Origin of the sequence: Hymenobacter guriensis, assembly GCF_015773195.1 — a bacterium.
GTDB lineage: Bacteria > Bacteroidota > Bacteroidia > Cytophagales > Hymenobacteraceae > Hymenobacter > Hymenobacter guriensis.
The window spans coordinates 213,893-235,127 of record NZ_JADWYK010000006.1; the positions used below are offsets into that span (position 1 = coordinate 213,893).

Annotated in this window: 20 protein-coding genes; 11 read left to right on the plus strand and 9 right to left on the minus strand. The window is 62.8% G+C overall.

Going from position 1 to position 21,235, the window contains the following annotated elements; all coding sequences use genetic code 11:
• The first annotated feature begins 65 nt into the window (after positions 1 to 65).
• From I5L79_RS12020 to I5L79_RS12030, 3 genes are all read left to right on the plus strand, one after another.
• The gene (locus I5L79_RS12020; protein ID WP_196955297.1) at positions 66 to 638 is read left to right on the plus strand and encodes an energy transducer TonB; all 573 of its coding nucleotides are present in this window, start codon (positions 66 to 68) and stop codon (positions 636 to 638) included.
• Between the two features lie 45 nt (positions 639 to 683).
• Positions 684 to 1,214 carry a hypothetical protein gene (locus tag I5L79_RS12025; RefSeq protein ID WP_196955298.1) on the plus strand — a complete coding sequence of 177 codons (531 nt, stop codon included), beginning with the start codon at positions 684 to 686 and terminating at the stop codon, positions 1,212 to 1,214.
• Positions 1,215 to 1,302: 88 nt separating this feature from the next.
• A complete protein-coding gene (locus tag I5L79_RS12030) occupies positions 1,303 to 1,722 on the plus strand; it encodes a putative signal transducing protein (RefSeq protein WP_196955299.1) in 420 nt (139 codons plus the stop codon).
• Between the two features lie 25 nt (positions 1,723 to 1,747).
• Here I5L79_RS12030 and I5L79_RS12035 read toward each other — a convergent pair whose 3' ends face one another.
• A complete protein-coding gene (locus I5L79_RS12035; RefSeq protein WP_196955300.1) occupies positions 1,748 to 2,977 on the minus strand; it encodes a molybdopterin molybdotransferase MoeA in 1,230 nt (409 codons plus the stop codon).
• Between the two features lie 473 nt (positions 2,978 to 3,450).
• Between I5L79_RS12035 and moaC the strand changes: the two genes are divergently transcribed.
• Together moaC and I5L79_RS12045 are read left to right on the plus strand one after the other, a co-directional pair.
• Complete coding sequence (moaC, locus tag I5L79_RS12040) at positions 3,451 to 3,939, plus strand: cyclic pyranopterin monophosphate synthase MoaC (RefSeq protein ID WP_196955301.1); 489 nt, start codon at positions 3,451 to 3,453, stop codon at positions 3,937 to 3,939.
• Positions 3,929 to 5,110, plus strand: a complete 1,182-nt coding sequence (locus I5L79_RS12045) for an NTP transferase domain-containing protein (RefSeq protein WP_196955302.1) — start codon at positions 3,929 to 3,931, stop codon at positions 5,108 to 5,110. Before moaC ends, I5L79_RS12045 begins: the two co-directional genes overlap by 11 nt.
• A 112-nt stretch (positions 5,111 to 5,222) precedes the next feature.
• Here I5L79_RS12045 and I5L79_RS12050 read toward each other — a convergent pair whose 3' ends face one another.
• Positions 5,223 to 5,642 carry a molybdenum cofactor biosynthesis protein MoaE gene (locus I5L79_RS12050; RefSeq protein WP_196955303.1) on the minus strand — a complete coding sequence of 140 codons (420 nt, stop codon included), beginning with the start codon at positions 5,640 to 5,642 and terminating at the stop codon, positions 5,223 to 5,225.
• A gap of 206 nt (positions 5,643 to 5,848) precedes the next feature.
• A complete protein-coding gene (gene moaD / locus I5L79_RS12055) occupies positions 5,849 to 6,091 on the minus strand; it encodes a molybdopterin converting factor subunit 1 (RefSeq protein WP_196955304.1) in 243 nt (80 codons plus the stop codon).
• Between the two features lie 219 nt (positions 6,092 to 6,310).
• On the opposite strand from moaD, the gene moaA reads away from it, so the two are divergent.
• Together moaA and I5L79_RS12065 are read left to right on the plus strand one after the other, a co-directional pair.
• The gene (gene moaA, locus I5L79_RS12060; RefSeq protein WP_196955387.1) at positions 6,311 to 7,297 is read left to right on the plus strand and encodes a GTP 3',8-cyclase MoaA; all 987 of its coding nucleotides are present in this window, start codon (positions 6,311 to 6,313) and stop codon (positions 7,295 to 7,297) included.
• Between the two features lie 21 nt (positions 7,298 to 7,318).
• Entirely contained in the window at positions 7,319 to 8,119 is an 801-nt protein-coding gene (locus tag I5L79_RS12065; protein ID WP_196955305.1) for an alpha/beta hydrolase, read from the plus strand.
• A 56-nt stretch (positions 8,120 to 8,175) separates the two neighbouring features.
• Here I5L79_RS12065 and I5L79_RS12070 read toward each other — a convergent pair whose 3' ends face one another.
• Positions 8,176 to 9,339 (minus strand): putative sulfate/molybdate transporter, encoded by a 1,164-nt coding sequence (locus I5L79_RS12070; RefSeq protein ID WP_196955306.1) that lies wholly within the window; start codon positions 9,337 to 9,339, stop codon positions 8,176 to 8,178.
• A 267-nt stretch (positions 9,340 to 9,606) separates the two neighbouring features.
• Entirely contained in the window at positions 9,607 to 10,695 is a 1,089-nt protein-coding gene (gene moeB, locus I5L79_RS12075) for a molybdopterin-synthase adenylyltransferase MoeB (protein ID WP_196955307.1), read from the minus strand.
• 310 nt (positions 10,696 to 11,005) lie between these two features.
• On the opposite strand from moeB, the gene I5L79_RS12080 reads away from it, so the two are divergent.
• The 3 genes from I5L79_RS12080 (at position 11,006) to fdhD (ending at position 13,538) form a co-directional block, all read left to right on the plus strand.
• Positions 11,006 to 12,409: an L-lactate MFS transporter gene (locus tag I5L79_RS12080; RefSeq protein WP_196955308.1), complete on the plus strand. Its 1,404-nt coding sequence runs from the start codon at positions 11,006 to 11,008 to the stop codon at positions 12,407 to 12,409.
• A 32-nt stretch (positions 12,410 to 12,441) separates the two neighbouring features.
• Positions 12,442 to 12,582 (plus strand): MFS transporter small subunit, encoded by a 141-nt coding sequence (locus I5L79_RS12085; RefSeq protein ID WP_196955309.1) that lies wholly within the window; start codon positions 12,442 to 12,444, stop codon positions 12,580 to 12,582.
• 71 nt (positions 12,583 to 12,653) lie between these two features.
• On the plus strand, positions 12,654 to 13,538 hold the full coding sequence (gene fdhD / locus I5L79_RS12090) for a formate dehydrogenase accessory sulfurtransferase FdhD (protein WP_196955310.1): 885 nt from the start codon (positions 12,654 to 12,656) through the stop codon (positions 13,536 to 13,538).
• Here fdhD and I5L79_RS12095 read toward each other — a convergent pair.
• Genes I5L79_RS12095 through I5L79_RS12110 form a run of 4 tightly spaced genes read right to left on the minus strand, consistent with a single transcriptional unit; the run spans position 13,533 to position 20,698 of the window.
• Positions 13,533 to 15,941, minus strand: a complete 2,409-nt coding sequence (locus I5L79_RS12095) for a hypothetical protein (protein ID WP_196955311.1) — start codon at positions 15,939 to 15,941, stop codon at positions 13,533 to 13,535. The two genes, fdhD and I5L79_RS12095, sit on opposite strands and share 6 nt — an antisense overlap.
• 57 nt (positions 15,942 to 15,998) lie before the next feature.
• On the minus strand, positions 15,999 to 17,141 hold the full coding sequence (locus tag I5L79_RS12100) for a DUF4249 domain-containing protein (RefSeq protein WP_196955312.1): 1,143 nt from the start codon (positions 17,139 to 17,141) through the stop codon (positions 15,999 to 16,001).
• Positions 17,141 to 19,897, minus strand: coding sequence for a TonB-dependent receptor (locus I5L79_RS12105; protein ID WP_196955313.1), 2,757 nt, complete (start codon positions 19,895 to 19,897; stop codon positions 17,141 to 17,143). The genes I5L79_RS12100 and I5L79_RS12105 overlap by 1 nt, the downstream gene beginning before the upstream one ends.
• A 45-nt stretch (positions 19,898 to 19,942) precedes the next feature.
• The gene (locus I5L79_RS12110) at positions 19,943 to 20,698 is read right to left on the minus strand and encodes a hypothetical protein (RefSeq protein WP_196955314.1); all 756 of its coding nucleotides are present in this window, start codon (positions 20,696 to 20,698) and stop codon (positions 19,943 to 19,945) included.
• Between the two features lie 204 nt (positions 20,699 to 20,902).
• Here I5L79_RS12110 and I5L79_RS12115 point away from each other — a divergent pair, with 204 nt between their 5' ends.
• A complete protein-coding gene (locus tag I5L79_RS12115; RefSeq protein WP_196955315.1) occupies positions 20,903 to 21,229 on the plus strand; it encodes a DUF7009 family protein in 327 nt (108 codons plus the stop codon).
• The last annotated feature ends 6 nt before the right edge of the window (positions 21,230 to 21,235 follow it).

Here is a 21,235-nt window from a genome sequence, read left to right on the forward strand (position 1 = left end):
GAAGCTGCCGTTTACAAATTGCACTGATCCTACAAAAAATTTCCCACCTCGCAGGCATAATTCCCATGAAGCAAGCTCTACTTTTTACTTTACTACTACTACTATGTGTTTCCGGGGCCTGGGCCCAGCGCACGCGCAAAACCGAGTACGAAAGCGGTACTCTGGAAAAAGGCAATAAAGTAGGTGTGTGGGAGTACTACGCCTACACCCGCGACGGGACGCAGGTAATAGCCCAGAAGTACGACCACTCGAAAAACCAGCTGATCTACTTCCGGCCCATCGAAGACCGCGTCTACCGCATCAAGGAAGGTGATAACTGGACCAGTGGCCGCGTCGATCAGCCCCCGCTTTTTCTGGGGGGCGACGCCCTGCTGGGCACCTTTATGAGTCGCCTGAACTACCCCGGGGAAGCCCAGGCCAAGAAAATTCAGGGAAAAGTTATCATTACCTTTTTGGTAGATACGCTAGGCCGCGCTACCGACCACCAGGTGCTGCTGGGCATTGGGGGCGGCTGCAACGAAGAGGCGCTACGGGTAGCCAAATCCATTCCGCAGCAATGGATACCAGCCCGCCGGGGTTCCCGCGCCGTGCCCGTGGTATACGAAATGCCCTTTACCTTCCGCATGCAGACGCAGTAGCGGCCTGCACCCATCAAATAGCGAGGGGCTGCGTATGTTAGGGGCATGAAAACGTTCCTACCCTACGCAGCCCCTCTTCTGTGCGCCGCCTTGCTCACGGCCTGCGACTCTACTCCGCGTGAGCGGCAGGAAGCCGTGCGCAATGAAGTGCATGAGCTCGACACGCTGGCCAGCACCGCCGCCAGCAAGATGCGCGTGGCCGCCCGCCGTGCCGCCCGCTTCGATTCGGCCTCCCGGGCCCGCAGCCGCCAGCCGCTGGATAACGCGGCCACCAAGGCTTTCACGCAACAGCTGCTGGGCACCTACGCTGCTATCGACCAGCTGACCGTCACGACCATTGAGCCGGCCTACACCCAGCTGCTGCGCCAGACCCGCACCCTGCGCCGCCAGTGGACGCAACGCGACTGGGACTATGCCAGCGCCATCTACAAACAGCTGAATGAGCGGCTGAAAGCTATCCGCCTGGATTTGCCGGCCCGGAGCGAGCTGCGCATTCGGGCGCTGCAGGCTGAGTTTGTAACCATGGAAACCAGCCGCGACGTGAAAGACCTCGGCGGCGCCGTGAAGCAGCCCTAATCCGGCGGCGTTGATTTCTACTCCCAAAAGCACCCAGCCGGGTGCTTTTGTTGTTTATTGTACTGCCTGCTACGCTGCTTCCTGCCTTATGCCTTCCGAGCCTCCATCGTCCTCGCCCATCGTGCTCGTCGCCACTTTTGCGGATGGCATTGCGGCCCATCTGGCTAAAAATCAGCTGGAAGCAGCCGGAATTCCCTGTTTTCTCAGCAACGAGCACCGGCCCTACAGCTCGGCTCTCGACCCGGTGCGCCTGCACGTGCGCCAACCCGATCTGGCTGCCGCTCAAGTGGTGTTGCAGCCAGCTCAGGCCCTCATGCACGCACTGCCACCCGAGGACGAAACAGCAACCGAAACCGTGCGCTGCACGCGCTGCCAGCACTCCGACGTGGTGTGCCGCCAGCACCCACAGCCTACTGACACTTTACTTACCCGCCTGCGCCTGTGGTTTCTGGCGCCTGAGCGGCCTCTGTGCCACTGCTTTCACTGCGGCCACGATTTTGAGGGCTGACGCTTTACTGATTTTACCTAAATACTCATTCCCGAAACCGCCACGCCGGCAGCACCGTGCCGGCCGGAAAGTGCTCCATCTCCGGCGGCAGCTCCAGAAAACCGCTGGAAGTAAGCAGGCTGGCCATGTCGCCGGAGCCCCCGGCCCGCTCCGGGGTAGCCAGTAGGCGGCCATTGGAATCAGCCACCAGTCGCACGAGCAGAAAGTGGGTGACGGGTGGCTTGAAATCGACGGGCTGCGTGAGTACAGCAGTAGTGGGGGTGGCACCAGCCGGCGCGGGGCCGGTGGGTTGCTGCACGGCCAGCAGCCAGGGCCGGGCATAGCGGTAGAAGTTCACGAACGACGACACCGGGTTGCCGGGCAGGGCAAACACCACCGCTCCGCCCGGGCGCTGCCCAAACCAGAAAGGCTTGCCGGGCCGCTGCCGCACTTCATGAAATAGCTGCTCAACGCCCAGCTCGCGCAGCACCTGGGGCAGAAAATCGGCCTTGCCCATAGATACTCCTCCGCTCAGCACCACTGCATCGAACCCGGTGAGCAGCGCCGGCAGCCCCTGGCGCAGGGCGGCGGGGTCGTCATCGAAGTGAAACGTTTCGGTGATGGCGCCGGCAGTTTCGGCCGCCGCCTGCAGCATAATGGCGTTGGAGCGCCGGATCTGATGGGCGGCGGGCACCTGCGTAATCGGCACCAGCTCATCCCCCGTGCTCACTACTGCCACCCGCGGCTGACGCGTGACGGCCACCGTAACCGCTCCAATGGTAGCCGCCACGGCTAGCTCCGCCGGGCCGAGGCAGGTACCAGCCGGCACGAGCAGGTCGCCCTGCCGACGGTCGGCGGCCTGGGGGTGAATATTGTGGCCGGCCTTGGGCGACGCTGCTTCCACCCGGGCCCAGCGCTGGCCGGCGGCATCGGTGCGGAAAGTAAGGTCTTCGTAGCGGACCACGGTATCCAGCTCCGCCGGCAGCATGGCCCCGGTCATGATTTCGACGGCCGCTGTGACGTCCGGAACGCGCACGGGAGGCTGGCCGGCAAACTGGGTGTTGTCGATGCGAAACTCCGTTTGACCGGCCGCCAGAGCCGCGTAGCACAGGGCAATGCCGTCCATAGCCACGCGGTTGAAGGGCGGAAAGTCACGGTCGGCGCGCAGGTCTTCGCGCAGCACCCGCCCGGCGGCTAAACGCAGGGACAGATACTCAGGCGGCAGCGGGCGGATGGTGGCGGCCACGAGGCGGGCGGCTTCGGCAACGGAAATCATACCCGCGAAGGTAGCGGAAGCGCCGGAGCGGGCGCAGCCTTTCTCATCCGCATACCTGCTGCACCCTCAGCTGCCGCAGCCGCTATACACCATGCAGGGCAGTGACATCCGCAATGTTTAGTAACGACATTCACAATGTTCAGCAACGACATTCACAATGTTCAGCAACGACATTCTAAATGTTCAGTAACGACATTTCAAATGTTTAGCAACGACATTCCAAATGTTCAGCAACGACATTTGCAATGTTCAGTAAGGACATAGCTTCAGCTTTGGATTAGCACGCTTCAGGCGAGGGGTGCGCTAGTGCCCGAAGCGTACACGCCCCGCATCCATTCCCTGATCCGTTAGCTTGCACGGCGCTTTTCGTTGGCGCGCCCTCAACTTACTCCGTTGGCAACGGTTAGCCTTTTCACGTAGTACTCCTGCGCGGCCAGAAGTTCGGCCGCTGTTTTTCTTTGCCTTTTCGTTTTATGTCTGACTCTGCCAAACTCACCCACCTCAACGCCGCCGGGCAGCCGGCTATGGTGGATGTGGGCGCCAAACAACCCACCCGCCGCGTAGCCCGGGCCCGCAGCCGCGTGGTGCTGGGCCCCGAAATAATGGCCCTGGTGCAGCAGGGCGACCTGCCCACGCGCAAAGGCCCCGTATTTCAGACGGCTATTCTAGCTGGCATCATGGGTGCCAAGCGCACCTCCGAGCTGATTCCGCTGTGCCACCCGCTGGGCCTCGACAACTGCCAGGTAACCATTGAAGTGGACGGCCCCGACGCCGTGCTTATCGAGTGCACTGCCACCGTGACGGGCAAAACCGGCGTGGAAATGGAGGCCCTGACTGGTGCTTCCGTGGCTGCTCTCACTATCTACGACATGTGCAAAGCCCTGTCGCACGACATTGTGATTCAGGAAACGCGCCTGTTGGCGAAAACCGGCGGCAAACAGGACTTCCACCATGCCGAATAATCCCGCCGACAACCCGCGCAGCAAGCACGCCCAGCTGGCCCGCCCGCACCTGGGTGAGTTTGGCCGCCACGAACTAGCCATTCTAGGCGCGCCCTGCGGCCGCATTAAGGAGCTGGTGGCCCGGCTGCTACCCATCCTGGCCCCGCAGCTGCGCGTAGCCTACGTGGATGCCGACCACGCCGCCGGCGACGACGCGGCCCAGGGCGGCAGCGGCGGCCAGGATGCCATTCTGCAAGCCGGCGCCGCGGCCGAGCTGACCGACAAAATCACCTTCACCCGCCTTGATGTAAAGCGGAGCCTGGATAAATTCAGTCAGTCGGAGTTGCTCCAGCACGAGAGCCTGGTGCTGGTGAACGGCAACCACTTCCGCGCCCGACAGCAACTCGTGATACTGGACCCGGCCAAGCCGATGGAGAAAAAGCTGGACCGCCTCACTGACGTGCGCGCCCTGCTTTTGCCCGCGGGCGTGATGGAAGTACCGGCTTACCTGCGGGCTCACCTGGGCGAAGCGCAGGTTCCCGTACTGCCCCTGCACGATACGGCGGCTATTGCCGCGCTGATTTTGCAGGAGTGGCAGCAGGCCGCGCCGCCGCTGCGCGGGTTGGTACTAGCCGGCGGGCGCAGCCAGCGCATGGGCCAGGACAAAGGCAAACTTACCTACCACGGCCAGGAGCAGCGCGCCTACGCGGCCGAGCTGTTGGCACCTTTTTGCCAGGATGTGCACGTTTCCTGCCGGCCCGACCAGGTGGTGGAGCTGGAATACGCCGGGCTGCGCCCTCTGCCCGACACCTTTTCGGACCTGGGCCCGCTGAGTGGCCTGCTCTCGGCTTTCCGCCAGGACCCCAATGCTGCCTGGCTGATAGTTGCCTGCGACCTGCCCCTACTGTCGGCGGCTACGCTGGAGCATCTGGTGCGGCACCGCCAAGCCGGGCGGCTGGCCACGGCGTTTCGGAGCCCTGAGAACGAGTGGCCCGAGCCGCTTATCACCATCTGGGAACCGCGCAGCTATGCCACGCTGCTGCGGTTCCTGAGTTTGGGCTACAGCTGCCCGCGCAAAACGCTCATCAACTCCGATATTGAGCTGCTGCCCGCCCCCGCGCCCCAGGAGCTGCGCAACGTGAACACGCCGGAGGAAGCCGCGCAGGTGGTGGAAGCCATGAGGAAGGTGTAATCAGGCTGGAGGAGCCGCTTCATTACCTGTGTAAGGGCTTTGTTCCCGTCCGCGCCGCTCGACGGTTATCGGGCAACGACCGGGCGGGGACAAACCCCGCCCCTACATTCCCTTACGGGTGTGCGGCCACCCATACGTCGCCATCCTCATAGAACTCCTTTTTCCAGATAGTTACTACCTGTTTCAGGGTGTCGATGATGAACTGGCAGGCGGCGAAGCTCTCGGCCCGGTGCGGCGTTGATACGGCCACCACCACGGCCACGTCGCCGATGTAGAGGGTGCCTTTGCGGTGGATGATGGCCACCTGCTGGAGCATGGGCCACTGCTCCAGGGCCTGCTCGGCCACTTTGCGCAGCTGGTGCAAAGCCATGCTGTCGTAGGCCTCGTACTCCAGGCGCACCACAGAGCGGCCGGTGCTTTGGTTGCGCACCGTCCCGATGAAGGTGTTGATGGCGCCCGCCCCCTCGGCCTCCACGAGTTGCAGGGCAGCGGCTACGTCAATGGGCTGGTCGGTCAGGTCGATATGAATCAAGTGGCAGTAGGTGATAATGGCAAGGAGAAAAACAGAACGTCATTCCGAGTCTGCGAAGAATCTTGTACGCTGACTTCTGGACCAATCTGGACGAGGTAGTGGCGCGTATTTACGCTTCATCGTTGAACGACCAGTTGTGCGCCAGACGGCACCAAGCTAAACAACATCAGCGCCGACGAGACGCGAATACGCGTCTCTACCTCCTTCTATCCGCCGGAAACGGGCGGGATGAGGGCAATTTCGTCGTGTTCCCGCAGGGGTGCGTCTTCGGCGGCGTATTCGTTGTTGACGGCCACGGCCAGGCTGGAAAGGCGGGCCAGCTCGGGGTAGCGGGCGTGCAGATCCTGCAGCAGCCCCCGAGCCGACTGGCCTTCGGGGGCGGAAACTTCCAGAGCAGACTGCCCCACGATTTCGCGGGCAATGCCGAACAAGGCAATTTTCAGATTCATAACAAGTCAGTAAGAGCAGATTCCGGCGCAGATTACCCGTTTTCCGGCGAAACCGCTACTTTGGAACAAGTAATTGCCGTGCCTGCTGTCAGGGCTTGAACTACGGAGCCGGCCAATTGTTGTTCGTATAGCCGGCTTCTGACCGCCTGCGTATAGGAGCTTCGCCGCGTCTGGCTTCTTTATTTTTTCTCAGCCCAATCTGCAATGTCTGTTCCGTCGGTGCTTTTTGATAACCACGGCCGCCCGCTGGAGTACCTGCGGCTGGCCGTCACGGACCGGTGCAACCTGCGCTGCTTTTACTGCATGCCCGAGGAAGGCATTCAGTATCTGCCCAAACGGGAGCTGCTGAGCTACGAGGAGATGGAGCGGCTGGTGGCCATCCTGGCGGGCCTGGGCGTGCGCAAAGTGCGCCTCACCGGTGGGGAGCCGTTCGTGCGCCGCGACCTGGTGCCCTTCATGCACCGGCTCAGCCAAGTGCCCGGCATTGAGGAGCTGACGCTGACGACCAATGGCGTGCTCACGGCACCCCACGTGCCGGAGCTGGCCCGCATGGGCGTACGCGCCGTCAACCTCAGCCTCGATACCCTGGACCGCGCCCGGTTTGCCAGCATCACCCGCCGCGACGAGCTACCCCGGGTGCTCGACACCTTTTACGCCCTGCTAGCGGCTGGCATCCGCGTCAAAATCAACGCCGTGGTGATGGACGGGCAGAACACCCAGGATTTGCTGCCCCTGGCTGAGCTGACGCGCGAGCTGCCCGTGGATGTGCGCTTCATCGAGGAAATGCCTTTCAACGGCCACAGCCACGCCGCTACCCTGCCCTGGAACCACCACCGCATCCGGGAGCACCTCGAAGCGCACCTGGGCCAGCTCACGCCCGTGGCTACGCGCCCCGGCGACACCGCCGCGCACTACACCGTGGCCGGACACCAGGGCCGCCTGGGCATTATTGCAGCGTACTCGCGCACGTTCTGCGGCACCTGCAACCGCATCCGCCTCACGGCCGAGGGCGGCCTCAAAACCTGCCTCTACGACCAAGGCGTACTCGATATCCGGGCTTTGCTGCGCGGCGGCGCTTCCGATGAACAGATTGCCGAGGCCCTGAAGTCAGCTTTCCGCCACCGTGCCGCCAACGGCTTCGAGGCCGAGCAGCAGCGCCCCGTGCATCAGCTCAGCTTCGAGTCGATGAGCACGATTGGGGGGTAACGGGTTAACCTTCCTTTTCTGATGAAAGCTTTGCTGTGGATTCTGGGTCTTGGAGCCGCGCTGTATGTAGCCGTGTGCCTATTGCTGTACTTCCAGCAGGAGCGGCTGCTGTTCTTTCCTACCAAGCTCCCGCCCAGTTATCGTTTTCGGTTTCCTAAGCCCTTTGAGGAGCGGTGGATTACGGCCGCCGACGGCACCCGCCTGCACGGACTATTATTCCCCGCCGATTCGTCGAGGGGGCTCATCTTTTACCTGCACGGCAACGGCGGCGCCCTCGACACCTGGGGCGAAGTAGCCCCTACCTACACCCGCCTGGGCTACGACGTATTTCTGCTCGATTACCGGGGCTACGGCAAAAGCGAAGGCCACATCAGCAGCCAACAGCAATTTCTAGCTGATGCGGATACGGCCTATCAGCAGCTACTGCTAGAGTATCCGGAAAACCGGACGGTGCTGCTGGGCTACTCGCTTGGCACGGGAGCGGCGGCTTGGCTGGCGGCCCGGCATCATCCTAAGCTGTTGATTCTGCAGGCGCCCTATACCAGTATGCGGGCAATGGCCCGGCAGCAATACCCCTGGGTGCCGGGTCTGGTGGTGCGCTACCCACTGGCTACCGACGAAGTGCTACCCCGTGTTTCAGCCCCCATCGTCATCTTTCACGGCGAACAGGACGAGGTTATCAGCCACCAGGCTTCGCTGGCATTAAAGAGTGTCCTCAAGTCCCAGGACCACTTTATCACGCTGCCCGGTGTGGGCCACAATGGCATGACGGACGACCCGTTTTATCAACAGCTTATCCGGCAAGTCCTGGCCAAGCAGTAGGTTGGGTTTCATAGTTTTCAACTACCTGTTGGTTATCCTGCATAGGCAACTCGTTTTTACTTCCCCAAACCAACCCAGCCCTGACGCATGGCGTAGTACAGCGCCGTGCCGGCCACCAGGCCCACGAGGTAGCCGTAGGGCAGGCCGCTGCACAGCAACCCAACCAGAAGCGCCAAAAGCAGGTCGGCGCGGTGGGTGCTGATGTCGCGGAGCAGGGAAGCCAGCGTGAGGGCCTCGAAGAGCAGTAACACGCCCAGAATGGGCAGCGGGAAAATGTGCACAATCTGCTGGAAGCCCTGGCTGAAGAACAGGCCAAGCGTGAGAAAAAGCAGCCCGTACAGTACCACCGAGCCGCCGGTGCGCCCGCCAAACGTGTAGTGCCCCACCATGCCACCTGAGCCGTGGCACACCGGGAAGCCGCCCAAAAACGGATTCACCAGGTTCATGAGGGCGTAGGTGAAGCTGATTTGCCGCACCGTCAGCGGCCGCTCCGGGAAGTAGTCCTGCACCACTTGCCGGGTAGCCAGCACCGAGTTGCCCAGCGACAACGGAATCTGGGGCAAAGCCAGCAGCACGGCGCCCGCCAGGATATCGGGCCACTGCGGCACGTGCCAGGTGGGCAGGCGCAGCCCAATAGCCCGTTGTGCAGTAGCCAAGTCGAGCTTGAACAGCAGCCCGTATGCTACGCCCAGGGCCAGTACCACCAGCGCAGCCGGCCAGCGCCGGTTGCCCAGCAGCACCACCGTGACCAGAAAGCCTGCTGCTGCCAAGGCGTAGCCTCCAAGGCCGTCGGCAGGCACGTATTCCTTGAGGGCCAGCGTGGCCAGCTGCAGGGCCAGCCCAAACTGAATACCCCGGACAACGGGCTTGGGCACCAGCCGCGCCAGCCCGTCAATGAGCCCTGAAACCGACAGCAGCAGCATCCCGACACCAATGGCCAGCCCCCCGCCGAAGATGACGCGGCCCGGAATTTTCTGAGCAATGACTAGGGCGGCAAAGGCCTTAAGCGGCTGCACCGGCATGGGCATGCCATACCACCACCCCGAAAACACCTGCATCAGCCCGAACAGGATAAGCACCCCCGCACTGTCCATGCCCGAGGCCGCAATAACCCCGATCAGCAGCGGCAGGTCCGTCCCCAAATCCCCGAACGCCCCGGCCAGCTCGTTGCGGTCGAAGCGGAGACGGGGACGTTGGGGCGGGGTAGTGGTCAGGGGCATGTGCGTTAATGTGGTTGAATGTGCTAATGTGGGGAATGTGCTGAGGTGCTAATGCTTTAGCTGTCATGGCGAGCTAAGGCATCCGCTGGGGAACGTGCCTAGGTTCTGATAGGTGAAAAGCCTGTCAATGCTGCAACAATAAGCTTTCCGGGGTAAGTATGAGCAGGGTGTTGGTCAGGATGGCTTCTGCTGCTTACCACGACATGTACCAGCATCTGAGCGCATTTCGAGTATTAGCACCTCAGCACATTCACCCACATTAGCACATTAAACAGCTTCCGTCCAGGCCAGGAAGCCCCCTTCCAGGTTCAGCAGGTTGGCAAAGCCGAACTCCGTCTGGAGCTGCTCAACGGCGCGGCGGCTGCGGGCCCCGGAGCGGCAGTAGACCACTACCGGATGGTGGCGCGGCACAGCGCCCACGCCCTGGCCGATGCTGCCGAGCGGCAGCAGCGTGGCCCCGGGCAGGTGGCCGGCGGCGTACTCCTCGGGCTCACGTACATCCAGCAGAAACGGCGGGTGCGACGATTCCAGCTGCTGGCGAAGCTCGGCGGGCGAAATCTGGTTGACGCCGGCGCCGCACAGGTCAGCGTAGTCGGCGGGATTGGCAGTTTCGAGGTTGATGGCGGCCTGCCCGGGGCGGCGGGCAAAGCGGAGGGTGCGCGTCTGAAAAGTAAGGGCATCGAAAAGCCACAGGCGGCCCGACAGCACCTCCCCCATGCCCAGCAGCACCTTGAGCGTTTCGGTGGCCTGGGCCGTGCCGACCAGGCCGGGCAGTACGCCCAGCACGCCGGTGGCCGCGCAATTAGGCGCCTCGTCGGCCGAGGGCGCCTGCGGAAACAGGCAGCGGTACGTAGGCCCGCCCTGGTAGTTGAACACCGAAACCTGCCCTTCAAACTTGTAGATGGCTGCGGAAATCAGCGGCTTACCTAAGCTCACGCAGGCGTCGTTGAGCAGGTAGCGCGTGGGGAAGTTGTCGGAGCCATCCACCACCACGTCGTACTTGCGCACCAGCTCGCGCACGTTGCCGAGGGTGGCGCGGCAGCCATACACGTCGGTCTGCACCAAAGGATTGAGGCGATGCACGGCGCGGGCGGCGGTTTCGGCTTTGGGCTGGCCCAGGTCGGCGGGACCGTAGAGAATCTGGCGCTGCAGGTTGCTGGCGTCCACCACATCGGCATCCACAATGCCCAGCGTGCCCACGCCGGCGGCGGCCAGGTATTGCAGCACCGGGCAGCCCAGGCCGCCGGCCCCCACCACCAGCACGCGGGCAGCTTTCAGCTTTTCCTGCCCGGCCTCGCCTATCTCGGGCAGTTGCAGATGGCGGCGGTAGCGTTGGCGTTCTTCGGAAGTGAGCATGGCAGAAAGCAGGAAAAAACGGGCAACGGAAGCCGGCTGAGTTAACCGGTTCGGCTGGCAGAAAGTTGGGGCGCCTGGGCGCCGTTTGGCTAGTTTTCTGGAAAAGATGAGGCACAAGCCGGTCGGCGTCCGGCTAGCTGCTCCAGGAATACGGGCTTCTGGAGCCCGGCTATACATAATTAGCAAAATACTTTTATCCTTTTGAGGGTGAAGCAGGTTAAACCCTGTACCGTTTCCTGAAGGCACCAGTCGAGGGCTCGGTATCCGCGCCTCATTCCCAAACCCCACCATTGTTCTTTTTTCTTCGTGTATGGCAGCAACTTCTCTGCTGGACCGCAGCCGCACCGTGGCTGGCCCCGGCTTCAACCGCTGGCTTATTCCACCCGCCGCCCTGGCTATTCACCTAGCTATTGGGCAGGCCTATGCTTTCAGCGTGTTCAACAAGCCACTGGGCGCGCTCATCAGCGGTGACGTGGCCAAGCCGGCACCCGACGACTGGACGCCAGGCCAGATTGGCTGGACGTTTTCCATTGCCATTGTGCTGCTGGGCTTGTCGGCGGCCATTTTTGGCAAGTGGCTGGAGCGGGTGGGGCCCCGCAAGGCTATGCTGGCCTCGGCCCTGTGCTTTGGCGGGGGCTTCCTGATTGGGTCCCTCGGTGTGCACCTGCACAACATCTGGCTGCTGTATTTCGGCTACGGCGTGGTGGGTGGCATCGGGCTGGGCATCGGCTACATTTCGCCCGTGAGTACGCTCATCAAATGGTTTCCGGACCGCAAGGGCGTGGCTACCGGCATGGCCATTATGGGTTTCGGCGGCGGCGCCATGATTGGCTCCCCACTGGCCAACAACCTGATGAACCACTTCAAAGACTCGGCCCCGATGGGCGTGGCGCCCACGTTTATCGTGATGGGCATTCTGTACCTGATCTTTATGCAGTTCGGCGTCTGGAGCATTCGGGTGCCGGCCGATGACTGGAAGCCCGCGGGCTACGTGCCCAGCACCGAGCACAATGACCTTATCACCACCCAAAACGTATCGGCCGACAACGCTATCAAAACGCCGCAGTTCTGGCTGTTGTGGGTGGTACTGCTCACCAACGTAACGGCCGGCATCGGGGTGCTCGAAACGGCTTCGCCCCTTATTCAGGAAACGTTTTCCGACGGCGCCCTGGGCGCGGGCAAGGGCGTAACGGCGGCCGCGGCGGCCGGCTTTGTGGGGCTGTTGAGCTTGTTTAACCTGCTGGGGCGGTTTTTCTGGTCGTCGGCTTCGGATAAGATGGGCCGCAAAACCACGTACGCCATCTACTTCGGGCTGGGGATTCTGCTCTATGCCCTCATTCCCAAACTGGGCCACAACGCACAGCTGATCTTGTTTGTGGTGGTAGCCTGCGTGATTATCAGCATGTACGGTGGGGGGTTTGCCACCATTCCGGCCTACCTGTCCGATTTGTTTGGCAAGTATCAGGTGGGTGCCATCCACGGCCGCCTGCTCACGGCCTGGAGCACGGCCGGCGTGCTGGGCCCGCTCATTGTGCACAGCCTTCACGAAAGCGCCCAGGCGAAAGGCCTCAGCGGCGCGGCGGCTTACCAGAATGTATTCTACACCATGGCGGGCCTGCTGGTACTAGGGCTGCTGGCCAACTTTGCCGTGACGGCCGTGAAAGATCAGTACTTCGAAAAAGGCCCCGTTACGCCCGAAGCCGGCGGCCACTAGCCCGTTTCTCCCACCATCAACCTTACTGCCGTATGGAGCCTGCCACCACACCCAACACCCCTGAATCTTCCACTTCCGGTCTGCGGCTGGCCATTGCCTGGCTGGTTGTGGGCGCGCCGCTGCTCTGGGGCGTGTCGCAAACATTCATTAAGGCGCTGGCTTTGTTTCAGTAAGAAAATCTGAAGAGGACAGACTATGCCGTTCACCGGTCATAGTCTGCCCGTCTCATTCTCCATCGATATCCATGCCCGCGCCCGTTCTACTGCCGCCCACCAGCTACGATTATGTAACCGTGCACAAGGTGCAGGGCACTACCATCACGGCGGCGTCCGACATTCTGGCCGCTGAAGAGCCGCTGGAAATCCGCCTGGGGTTTGGGCCCACGGGCCAGCGGGAGCACCGCACGCTGGCCATTACCATGCGCACCCCCGGCCACGACTTTGAGCTGGCAGCCGGGTTTCTGCTTACCGAAGGCATCATCAGCCGGCGCCAGGAACTGCACGGCATTCTGTACTGCCCCGATGTGGAAAAGGTAGAAGAGCGCGAAAATGTGGTACGGGCTGAGCTGGCATCCACCGTGCCCGTAGCACTGCCGCGCCTGGAACGCCACTTCTACACCAGCAGCAGCTGCGGGGTGTGCGGCAAAACCAGCATCGAAGCCGTGCAGGCGGCTGCCTGCCCCGTGCTGCCCACCGACGGCCCCTACGTGGCTGCCGAGCTGCTGCACCAGCTGCCGGAGCGGCTGCGGGCGCAGCAGGAGCTGTTCGAGCAAACCGGCGGGCTGCATGCGGCGGCATTGTTTTCGCCGGAGGGGGAGCTGCTGCTGCTGCGCGAGGATGTGGGCCGCCACAATGCCCTCGATAAGGTAATCGGGGCGGCGCTGCTGCAGGAGTGGCTGCCCCTGCACCAGCACGTGCTGCTGGTGAGCGGGCGCGTGAGCTTCGAGCTGGTGCAGAAAGCGGCCGTGGCGGGTATTGCGGTGCTGGCCGCCGTGGGCGCCCCCAGCTCCCTGGCCGTGCAGGCCGCCCACAACTTTGGCCTGACGGTGTGCGGCTTCCTGCGCCAGGGCCGCTACAACGTGTACTCCCACCCCTGGCGGATTGTGGGCGCAGCTACCGCCGGGCTATAAAGGAGCCTTCACGTCAAAGGTGAAGGAAGCGCTGCCGGCCTGCCCGGTTCCGGCCAAGCCTTGTACTACCACGCGGTACGTGCCCACCTGGTCGGAGGTATAGAAGGTCAGCGGAGCCCCGGCCGGCGCGTTGGGGTTCCAGTACAGCAGGTTGCGGAAATCGGGCAGGTGGCTTTGCTGCTGCCGGGGCGCGTCGTAGCGGGGGGCGTAAAACTCGCGCTGGCCCTGCAGGCCTTCGTATTCCTGGAGCAGCGCGTGCGCATCAAGGGGAAAACCGGCCAGGTCGCCCTTATAGGTGGTGTAGCTCACGATGCCATCCGAAATCAGTGGCCCCAGCAGGTAGCGCGACTTCACCACGTCCAGCTTCTGTACCTTCAGCGGGTCGAAAGCCATGATGCGGTTGACGTCGAAGACGGGCATGCCATCCAGCAGCACCAAGGGGTTTTCGGAGACGGTGTTGGAGTTGTTGTCGGGCACCAGGAAGTGGAAGCCGTCTTTGCGGATGCGCACCAGCACGCCGGGCACGTACTCACGCATTACTTCCTCCATCACCTTAAAGCGGGTGTAGTCGTCGAGGCGGTATTTTTCGCTGGGCTGTCCGTAGAAGGCAATGCTGTCGGTGGCCGGGGCCGTGTACATCACGGGGCGGCTGCCATAGTAGCGCTGCTGCACCTCGGCCTGCACGGCGCGGCGGCGGAGCCCCACGGCCCAGCTTTCCGGTACAGCCAGTGAAAGCGCCGACGAGCCGGCGGGCCGGGGCGCGAAGGCGTCGAACAGCTCTATCCGGTACATACTGTCGCGCCGGGTGTTGGTCTGGGCTATCAGCTGGCGCCGGCCGTAGAGGTCGGGCACTTCAAATTGCAGGGAGCCATCGGGCTTGCTGACGGCGGTATACAGCTGAATGTGGCGGCTGGGCGACGACAAGTAGGCCGGAATATTGGAGGCCGTTGCGCCCGTGAAGCGGTGCACCACCCGGCCCCGCACCAGCGGGCCGTTCAGCTCGGGCAGGTAAGGCAGCTGGCCGGAGTTGTTGCTGAGCACGTCCTTCCATTGGAACCGGCTCCAGCCCTGGGTGAGCATCAGGTTGTCGACGGCCTCGGCGGCTTCGGGGCTGGCGTTGAGGTAGTACCCGGGGTTTTCCACGGCACCTTTCAGATCCGACGTTAGCCACAGGTAGCCGGCCATATCCGGTCCGCCCGCCGCCGACAACGAATCGACCTGGTACACGGCTACCGATAAGCGGGCGGTGGTCTGGTCGGAGGCCAGCTGCAGGGTCACTTTCTCGCGGGCCGAGTACTGCTGCTTATCGGCCCGGGCCGTGAGCTGGAGGCCGGCAGCGGGCGGGCGGAAGTAGAGCCGCTCGCACACCGGCTGCCGGCGGCTGTTGAAGAGGGTGAAGTGCGAAATACCGGCCGCCAGCTGCTGCTTGTCCACGGTAAATACCGTTCGGCCCTCAAATAGCTCCCCGGCAGTGGCCAAAGCTACTTTTTGCCCGGCGTGGCCCAGCAGAAACACCCGCTCGTTTTCCAGGGCCGCGCCCCGCGTCTGCACCACCAGGCGCAGTTGGCTGACGCCCGCACCGCCGTCTACCAGCCGCATCACGTAGCCTTCTTCCCGGGCCGGCGGCAGGCTGGCCGTTACGGTCTGCTGGTTGGCCAACTCCGCCACTACCCGGTAGGCCTGCCCCGCCTGGGCGGGCGTGAAGCTGAAAGACCCCAGGCCAAAGCGCAGGGTGCGGAAAGAAGCTACGGTGTTGCCGCTCTGGTCCAGCACCGTGCCCTCGGCCGCTACGCCCTGGCCGGCGCCGTTGGTTAGCTTGAAGCCCACTTTGCTCGGTACGCCCTGCACAAGGTAGCCGCCTTCGGGAAACAGCTGCAGGTCGTAGGCGGCCGCGGCTGGCCTGGCCGCCACCCCCAGCGGCGCGCGGGTGTTCACGATGGCGACGCTGGTATGGAAGTACAGCTCCGGGCTGAAGTTGCGCATCCAGCTGGTGTAGGCCCGCACCGTGTAGCGCCCAGAAGCCAGCGTGGTGGGCAACACAAAGGAGCCGGAACCGGAGGCCTGCTTCAGGGCAACTTTGGCTTGCAATACGGGCTTCTGCGCCGGGTCCAGCACTTCCACGTACGCCACCGAGCTGACGGGCAGCGGCCGGTGCGAGCTGCCTTCCACGGCGTATACCTTGAACCACATGTTTTCCCCGGCCACGTAGCTGGGCCGGTCCAGGTGCAGAAACAGCTTTTCGGCGGGGGTTTGCTGGCTGTAGCGGGCGAAGCGGCGGGCAATGCTTTGCAGCGAGTCGGCCTGCGCCAGCGCCGGGCTTGGGTTGCCCAGCCCGGCCAGGCAGCCACCCAGCAGGGCCACACAGCGCGTCAAACAAACCAGGGAAAGGCGGCGAAACAGCATCAGGCAAAGGGTTCGGAGAAGACAGGGTATCAACACAACGCAACGGCTTGCCCGGCTCTAGGGCCAGAAATCGGGCTTAACCGTGGTACCGCGCAGGCGGCAGTCCACGCACACGGCCGGGTTGCCGGTATAGCCTATCAGCGTACGGGCCACATACACGCCTTCGATGGGCAGCAGATTGGGTCTGCTGAAGTACGCGGGCACATCGGCCAGGAGCACCGTGTCGGGGTTGCCGCAGTCTTCGTAGCCGGTCTTAAAGCGCAGAATGGACCCCAGCTCGGTACGGTCGATAAACAGGCGCTTTTCCGTGACCGTGGCCGCGCCCACATACCCAATTACCGGCTCGGCCGTGTCGGCCAGGTTATGCACATTGCCCGTTAGCTGGGTAGGCTGCGGGTCGAACAGGCCGCCGAGGCTTTCGGTGTTCTTTTTCAGCTTTTCCCAGTAAGCAAATTCCTCGGCCGTGAGGGCGTACTGCTTTACCAGAATGCTGTACTTGATGCCCAGCTTCAGGGAGTTGGACTCCAGCAGCCGCAGGGGCGCATCCGTCAATACGTCCTGGCTGAGCCGGCTGGTGCTGCCCAGTTGAATGGCGGTGGAGTTTTCGCTGCCCCAGCAGTAGTAGATGCCTTCCTGGCGCTGCTGCATGGTGCCGTCCACGTACTCTACGCCCGACTGGTAAGCCGAGTGAAACAGCCAAGTTTCCTCGTAGCGCCAGCGGTAGTAGCGCGTGGCGTTGGCCTCGTCGTGAGTGCTCACGTAGATCTGCACGCCCCGGTTGTTCAGCTCCCAGCTCACTTTGTCGATGGGCGGGGTTTGGCGGGCCGCTACCAAGTCCGACTCATACTCTTTGCCGGAAGCGGTGCGGATGCGCAGGCGGTAGCGGTGGTCAGAACTCAGATTAAGGGGCGCCGACTGATACGTGCCGGGTTGCTGCTCGGGGAGCGGGTAGGCTGCGCCGGCATCATCCAGAACCGTGACGGTAGCGGCGGCTTCTACGGGTACGGGCGCGTCGGCCTCGTTCTTGGTGCGCGACAGGCGAATAGTGGTGGGGCCGCTCAGGTTGATAAAGCCATCTACCACCAGGTAGTTCTGGGGCGTATCCAGCACTTCCGGCTCAAACTTATCGACGCAGCTGCCCAGCAGCAGCACGAGGGCACCGGCCAGGTAGTTCCGCAGGCGGGAATTGAAGCGTATCATTAGAACTTGAAATTGTACGTGACGCTCGGAATCGGCTGCCCGAAAATGGAAAGCTGGTAGCCGTTGATTTTACCGTTCTGCGCCTTGAAATACACGGAATAGGGGTTGCGCCGCCCCGTGAGGTTGTACACCGACAGCGTCCAGGAGCTGTGGGCCAGCTTTTTGGCTTTGTGCCCGCCTTCGATGTTCATGGCAAAGTCCACGCGGTAGTAGTCGGGCACGCGGTAGGCGTTGCGGTCAGAGTAGAACACGCGGGTGGCGCCCTCCAGGTAGTAAGTGGTGAGCGGCAGGGTGATGGGGCGGCCGGTGCTGTAGTTGAAGTTCAAGGACGTGCTGAAGCGGCGGCTAAAGCGGTAGTTGCCGGCCAGGGTCACGTCGTGGGGCTTGTCGAAGTTGCTGGGGTAGTACTTGCCTCCGTTGATTTGCTCGGCGGGCGTGCCGGCATTGGCCCGCACCAGGGAGCGGGAGTAAGTGTAGCTCAGCCAGCCGTTGATTTTGCCCGTCGATTTCTTCACCGAAAACTCTACGCCGTACGCCTTGCCCTCGGCGTTGATGATGTCGGTTTCCAGGTGGTGGTTCAGCAGCAGGGAGGCCCCGCTGATGTAGTCCACGAAGTCGTGCATGAACTTGTAGTAGGTTTCCACCGAGGTTTCGATGGTATTGTTGCGGAAGTTGCGGTAGTAGCCCACCGAGAACTGGTCGCCCACCTGGGGCCGCACGTAGGCGTCGCTCAGCTTCCACGTGTCCGTCGGCGACAGGGAGGCCGTGTTGGAGAGTTGGTGAATGTACTGGCGGGTGCGGTTGTAGCTGGCTTTCAGCGAGGAGCGGTCCGACAGCGCGTATTTCAGCCCGAGGCGGTACTCGGGGCCGTGGTAGGTAGCAATGGTTTTGCCCGCACCGTAGTGTACCGTGTCGGTGATAGTGTACACCGAGCGGGCCACGCCGGGCGCGTACTCGTACACGTCGCGCGCGCCCAAGGACTGGTACAGGGAGTAGCGCAGCCCTACCGACACCGCCAGCCGGGGCGTCACGTCCCAGCGGTCCGACACGTACAGGGCGCTTTCCTGGCCCTGCTCCCGGCCTAGGTCGTCGGGCTCTACCAACGACTCCGGGCCCTGAGGCGTGAGGCGGCCCGGCCGGAGGCGGTAGCGCAGCGTGCTGGCCCCGAAGTCTACGGTGTGCTGGGCGTTGCGGAAGTAGCTGAAATCGGCCTGCAAACCCACCTGCGCCAGGTTGAAAGCCAGCGCCGAGGCACTCACCGGGTTTTTCTCGCTCGTCACCTCGTACCCGTACTGGCTGCCGGTGGCGGTGAGCACACCATAGAGCGTGTTGTTAAAGGTATGGCGCCACTTCAGGCTGGCGTTGCGGTTCTGGTAGGCGTAGGCCGTATCCGAAGCCAGCTTAAACCGGTCCCGACTAAGGTAGCCGGTGGCGTAGAGCGTGTTTTTCTCGTCCAGCTCGTGGCTGATATGGGCACTCACGTCATAAAAGGAGGCGGCGCTTTCCTTGAGGCTGCGGTCGGGCAGGCGGCGCAATATCCAGTCGGAGTACGAGGAGCGGCCCCCGATAATGAACGAGCTTTTGTCCTTGACAATCGGGCCTTCCAGCGTGAGGCGGCTGGTGAGCAGCCCGATGCCGCCCGAGCCGGCCAGCTTCTTCTTGTTGCCGTCGCGGGTGGCAATATCCAGAACCGACGACAGCCGGCCGCCGTAGCGGGCCGGAATGGCGCTTTTGTAGAGCTCCACCGTCTTCAGAATGTCGGGATTGAAGGCCGAAAAGAAGCCGAACAGGTGCGAAGGGCTGTACACCGTGGCGTCGTTGAAGAGAATCAGGTTTTGGTCGGTAGCGCCCCCACGCACGCTGATGCCGGTGCTGCCCTCGCCAATAGACTTTACCCCGGGCAGCGTAAGCACCACCCGCAGAATGTCGGTTTCGCCGAAGGCCGTGGGCACCTGCCGGATGGTTTTGATGTCTAGCTTTTCGACGCCCATCTGCAGGCCGGCCACGTTTTTATCTTTCTCGGCTTCCACCCGCACTTCCTTCAGGGCGGTAATATCCTCTTCCACCTCCACTTCCAGTTTGCCATCGGCGTGCAGCTGGATGCGGCGCTGGGTGTTTTTGATGCCGATGCCCCGGATGTTGAGGATGTGCGCACCCACCGGCAGTGTAAGGGCATAGTAGCCAAACTGGTCGGTGGAGGCGCCGATGGATGGGGAGGTAATATACACCGAAGCGCCTAGCACTGGTTCCCCGGATTTGGCTTCGCGGATGTGGCCCGCCACCGTGGCCGTGGCCCCCTTGGCCGCGCCTGGTCGTCCGATTTCATACAGCTTGGCCGGGCTGGTAGCGCGCCCGCCGCGGATGGTAGTCAGCGTATCGGCGGTAGCGGCTACATCGGCCACCGCGCCGGGCTGGAAGAAGTTTCCTGGCAGCGTGGTCGTCAGGGCCGTGCCGCTGGTGAGGAATACGTTGTGGTCCTCGTCCACGGCATACCGCACGGTGGTGGGCGCCAGGGCCTGCTGCAGCACGCGGCTCAGGGGCTGCGCCTGCACCTGCAGGTTCACCTTCACGCCCTGAACCGCCGTTGAGTCAAAGAAAAAGCGGTAGCGGGTCTGGGCCTGCAGCTGCCGCGCAAACTCTTCCACGCTCAGGTTCTGGAAGCTGCCGCTCACCAGCGGCTCGGTGTGCTGCCCGTAGCTGCGCAGGCTACCGAGGGCACAAAGCAGCAGCAGAATAATTCGGTAAACGAGTTTCATAGCAAGGTCAATGGCCCCGCGGGTGGGGGCCGTACAGAAAGCGGCTTACTGGCCGGGAGCGGGCGGCAACGTGGCCTGGTACCGGGCCAGCTCCACCAGGGAAGCTTCGCGGCTGGTTTTGCCGAATTTCAGTTTCTCGGTTCGGATGTATTTGCGCAGGGCAGCCTTATTCTGCGGGAACAATACCAGCACCGTCTTGGCATTGTCCACGCCGTAGTAGCGGGTGCCTTTGCCGATGAAGTAGCTGTCCTTCTGGGTGATTTCGCCCTCCATGCCGGTAGCGGTGGAGCGTTGCTGCATGTTTTTGCGGCGGGCCGCCAGCACCTGCACCGGCCCATCCAGCAGCACTTCGTAGAAGCCCGTGCGCACCGGCGAAGCGCTGGCCGAGTCCACCACGAGGCGCACAAACTGGCGGTCATCTAGCGTGAAGCGTGTTACCCGCTCACTTACCAGCTGCATGTCTAGGGCGCCCAGCGGAGCCTTCACCACCAACAGGTCGCGCAGCAGATCGTAGCGCAGAGCTATGCCGGTGTACATAGCTCCGCCGTACTCCACAGTAGCGGGCTGCGGGTCGGCCGAGGCCAGAAACGCGTGGCCCTTGATGTAGGAGCGCACGGTACTCACGTACTCGGGCCCGTTGTAAAGACGCGACTCGTAGCGCAGCCCGTCGGAATACCGCTGGCTGAGGCTGCTGATGGCCGCCGTTACGGCGCTGGAATCGGCTTTGATGCTCTGCGCGCAGGCTCCGGACCCGGTCAGCCCTAGCCCCACGCTCAGGCAGCAGTAAAACACTTTTTTCATTTGATCTGACCCGTGCGCACGCCGCCCCATTATACAGTCGCCAATAAGCCCTCCAAAGTATAGAAACTTCCTGAGCGGGCATGCACCCACCTGCACAATTCCGAGAGAATTGTACAAAAAACCGGGTAACCCAACCAGCCTGCTCCCTCAGCACCCCGCTTTCGGTTGAAACCTTTTCCCGCCAGATGTATTGTTCAAAAGGAAATGAAGCTCCGCCTCGAAGACAATACCCTCCGCCTGCGCCTCGACCCACCCGAAGTGGCCGAGTTCCGCCAGCACGGCCTCCTGGAAACCGTAGTGCCGCTAGGCTTGCAGGCCACGGACCAGCTGACCTACACCCTGGAGCGCACCGCCGACGTGTCCGCCCTCACGGTGCAGACCGAAGTTGGCTGCATCCGGGTGCTGCTGCCGGCCGCCGTGGCCGACATCTGGACTTCGACGGCGGAAGTGAGCCTGCGCGGCACCGTAGCCGTACAGCACAACCAAGTGCTGCATATTCTGGTAGAAAAAGATCTGGGCTGCAAGCACTAACCCGGC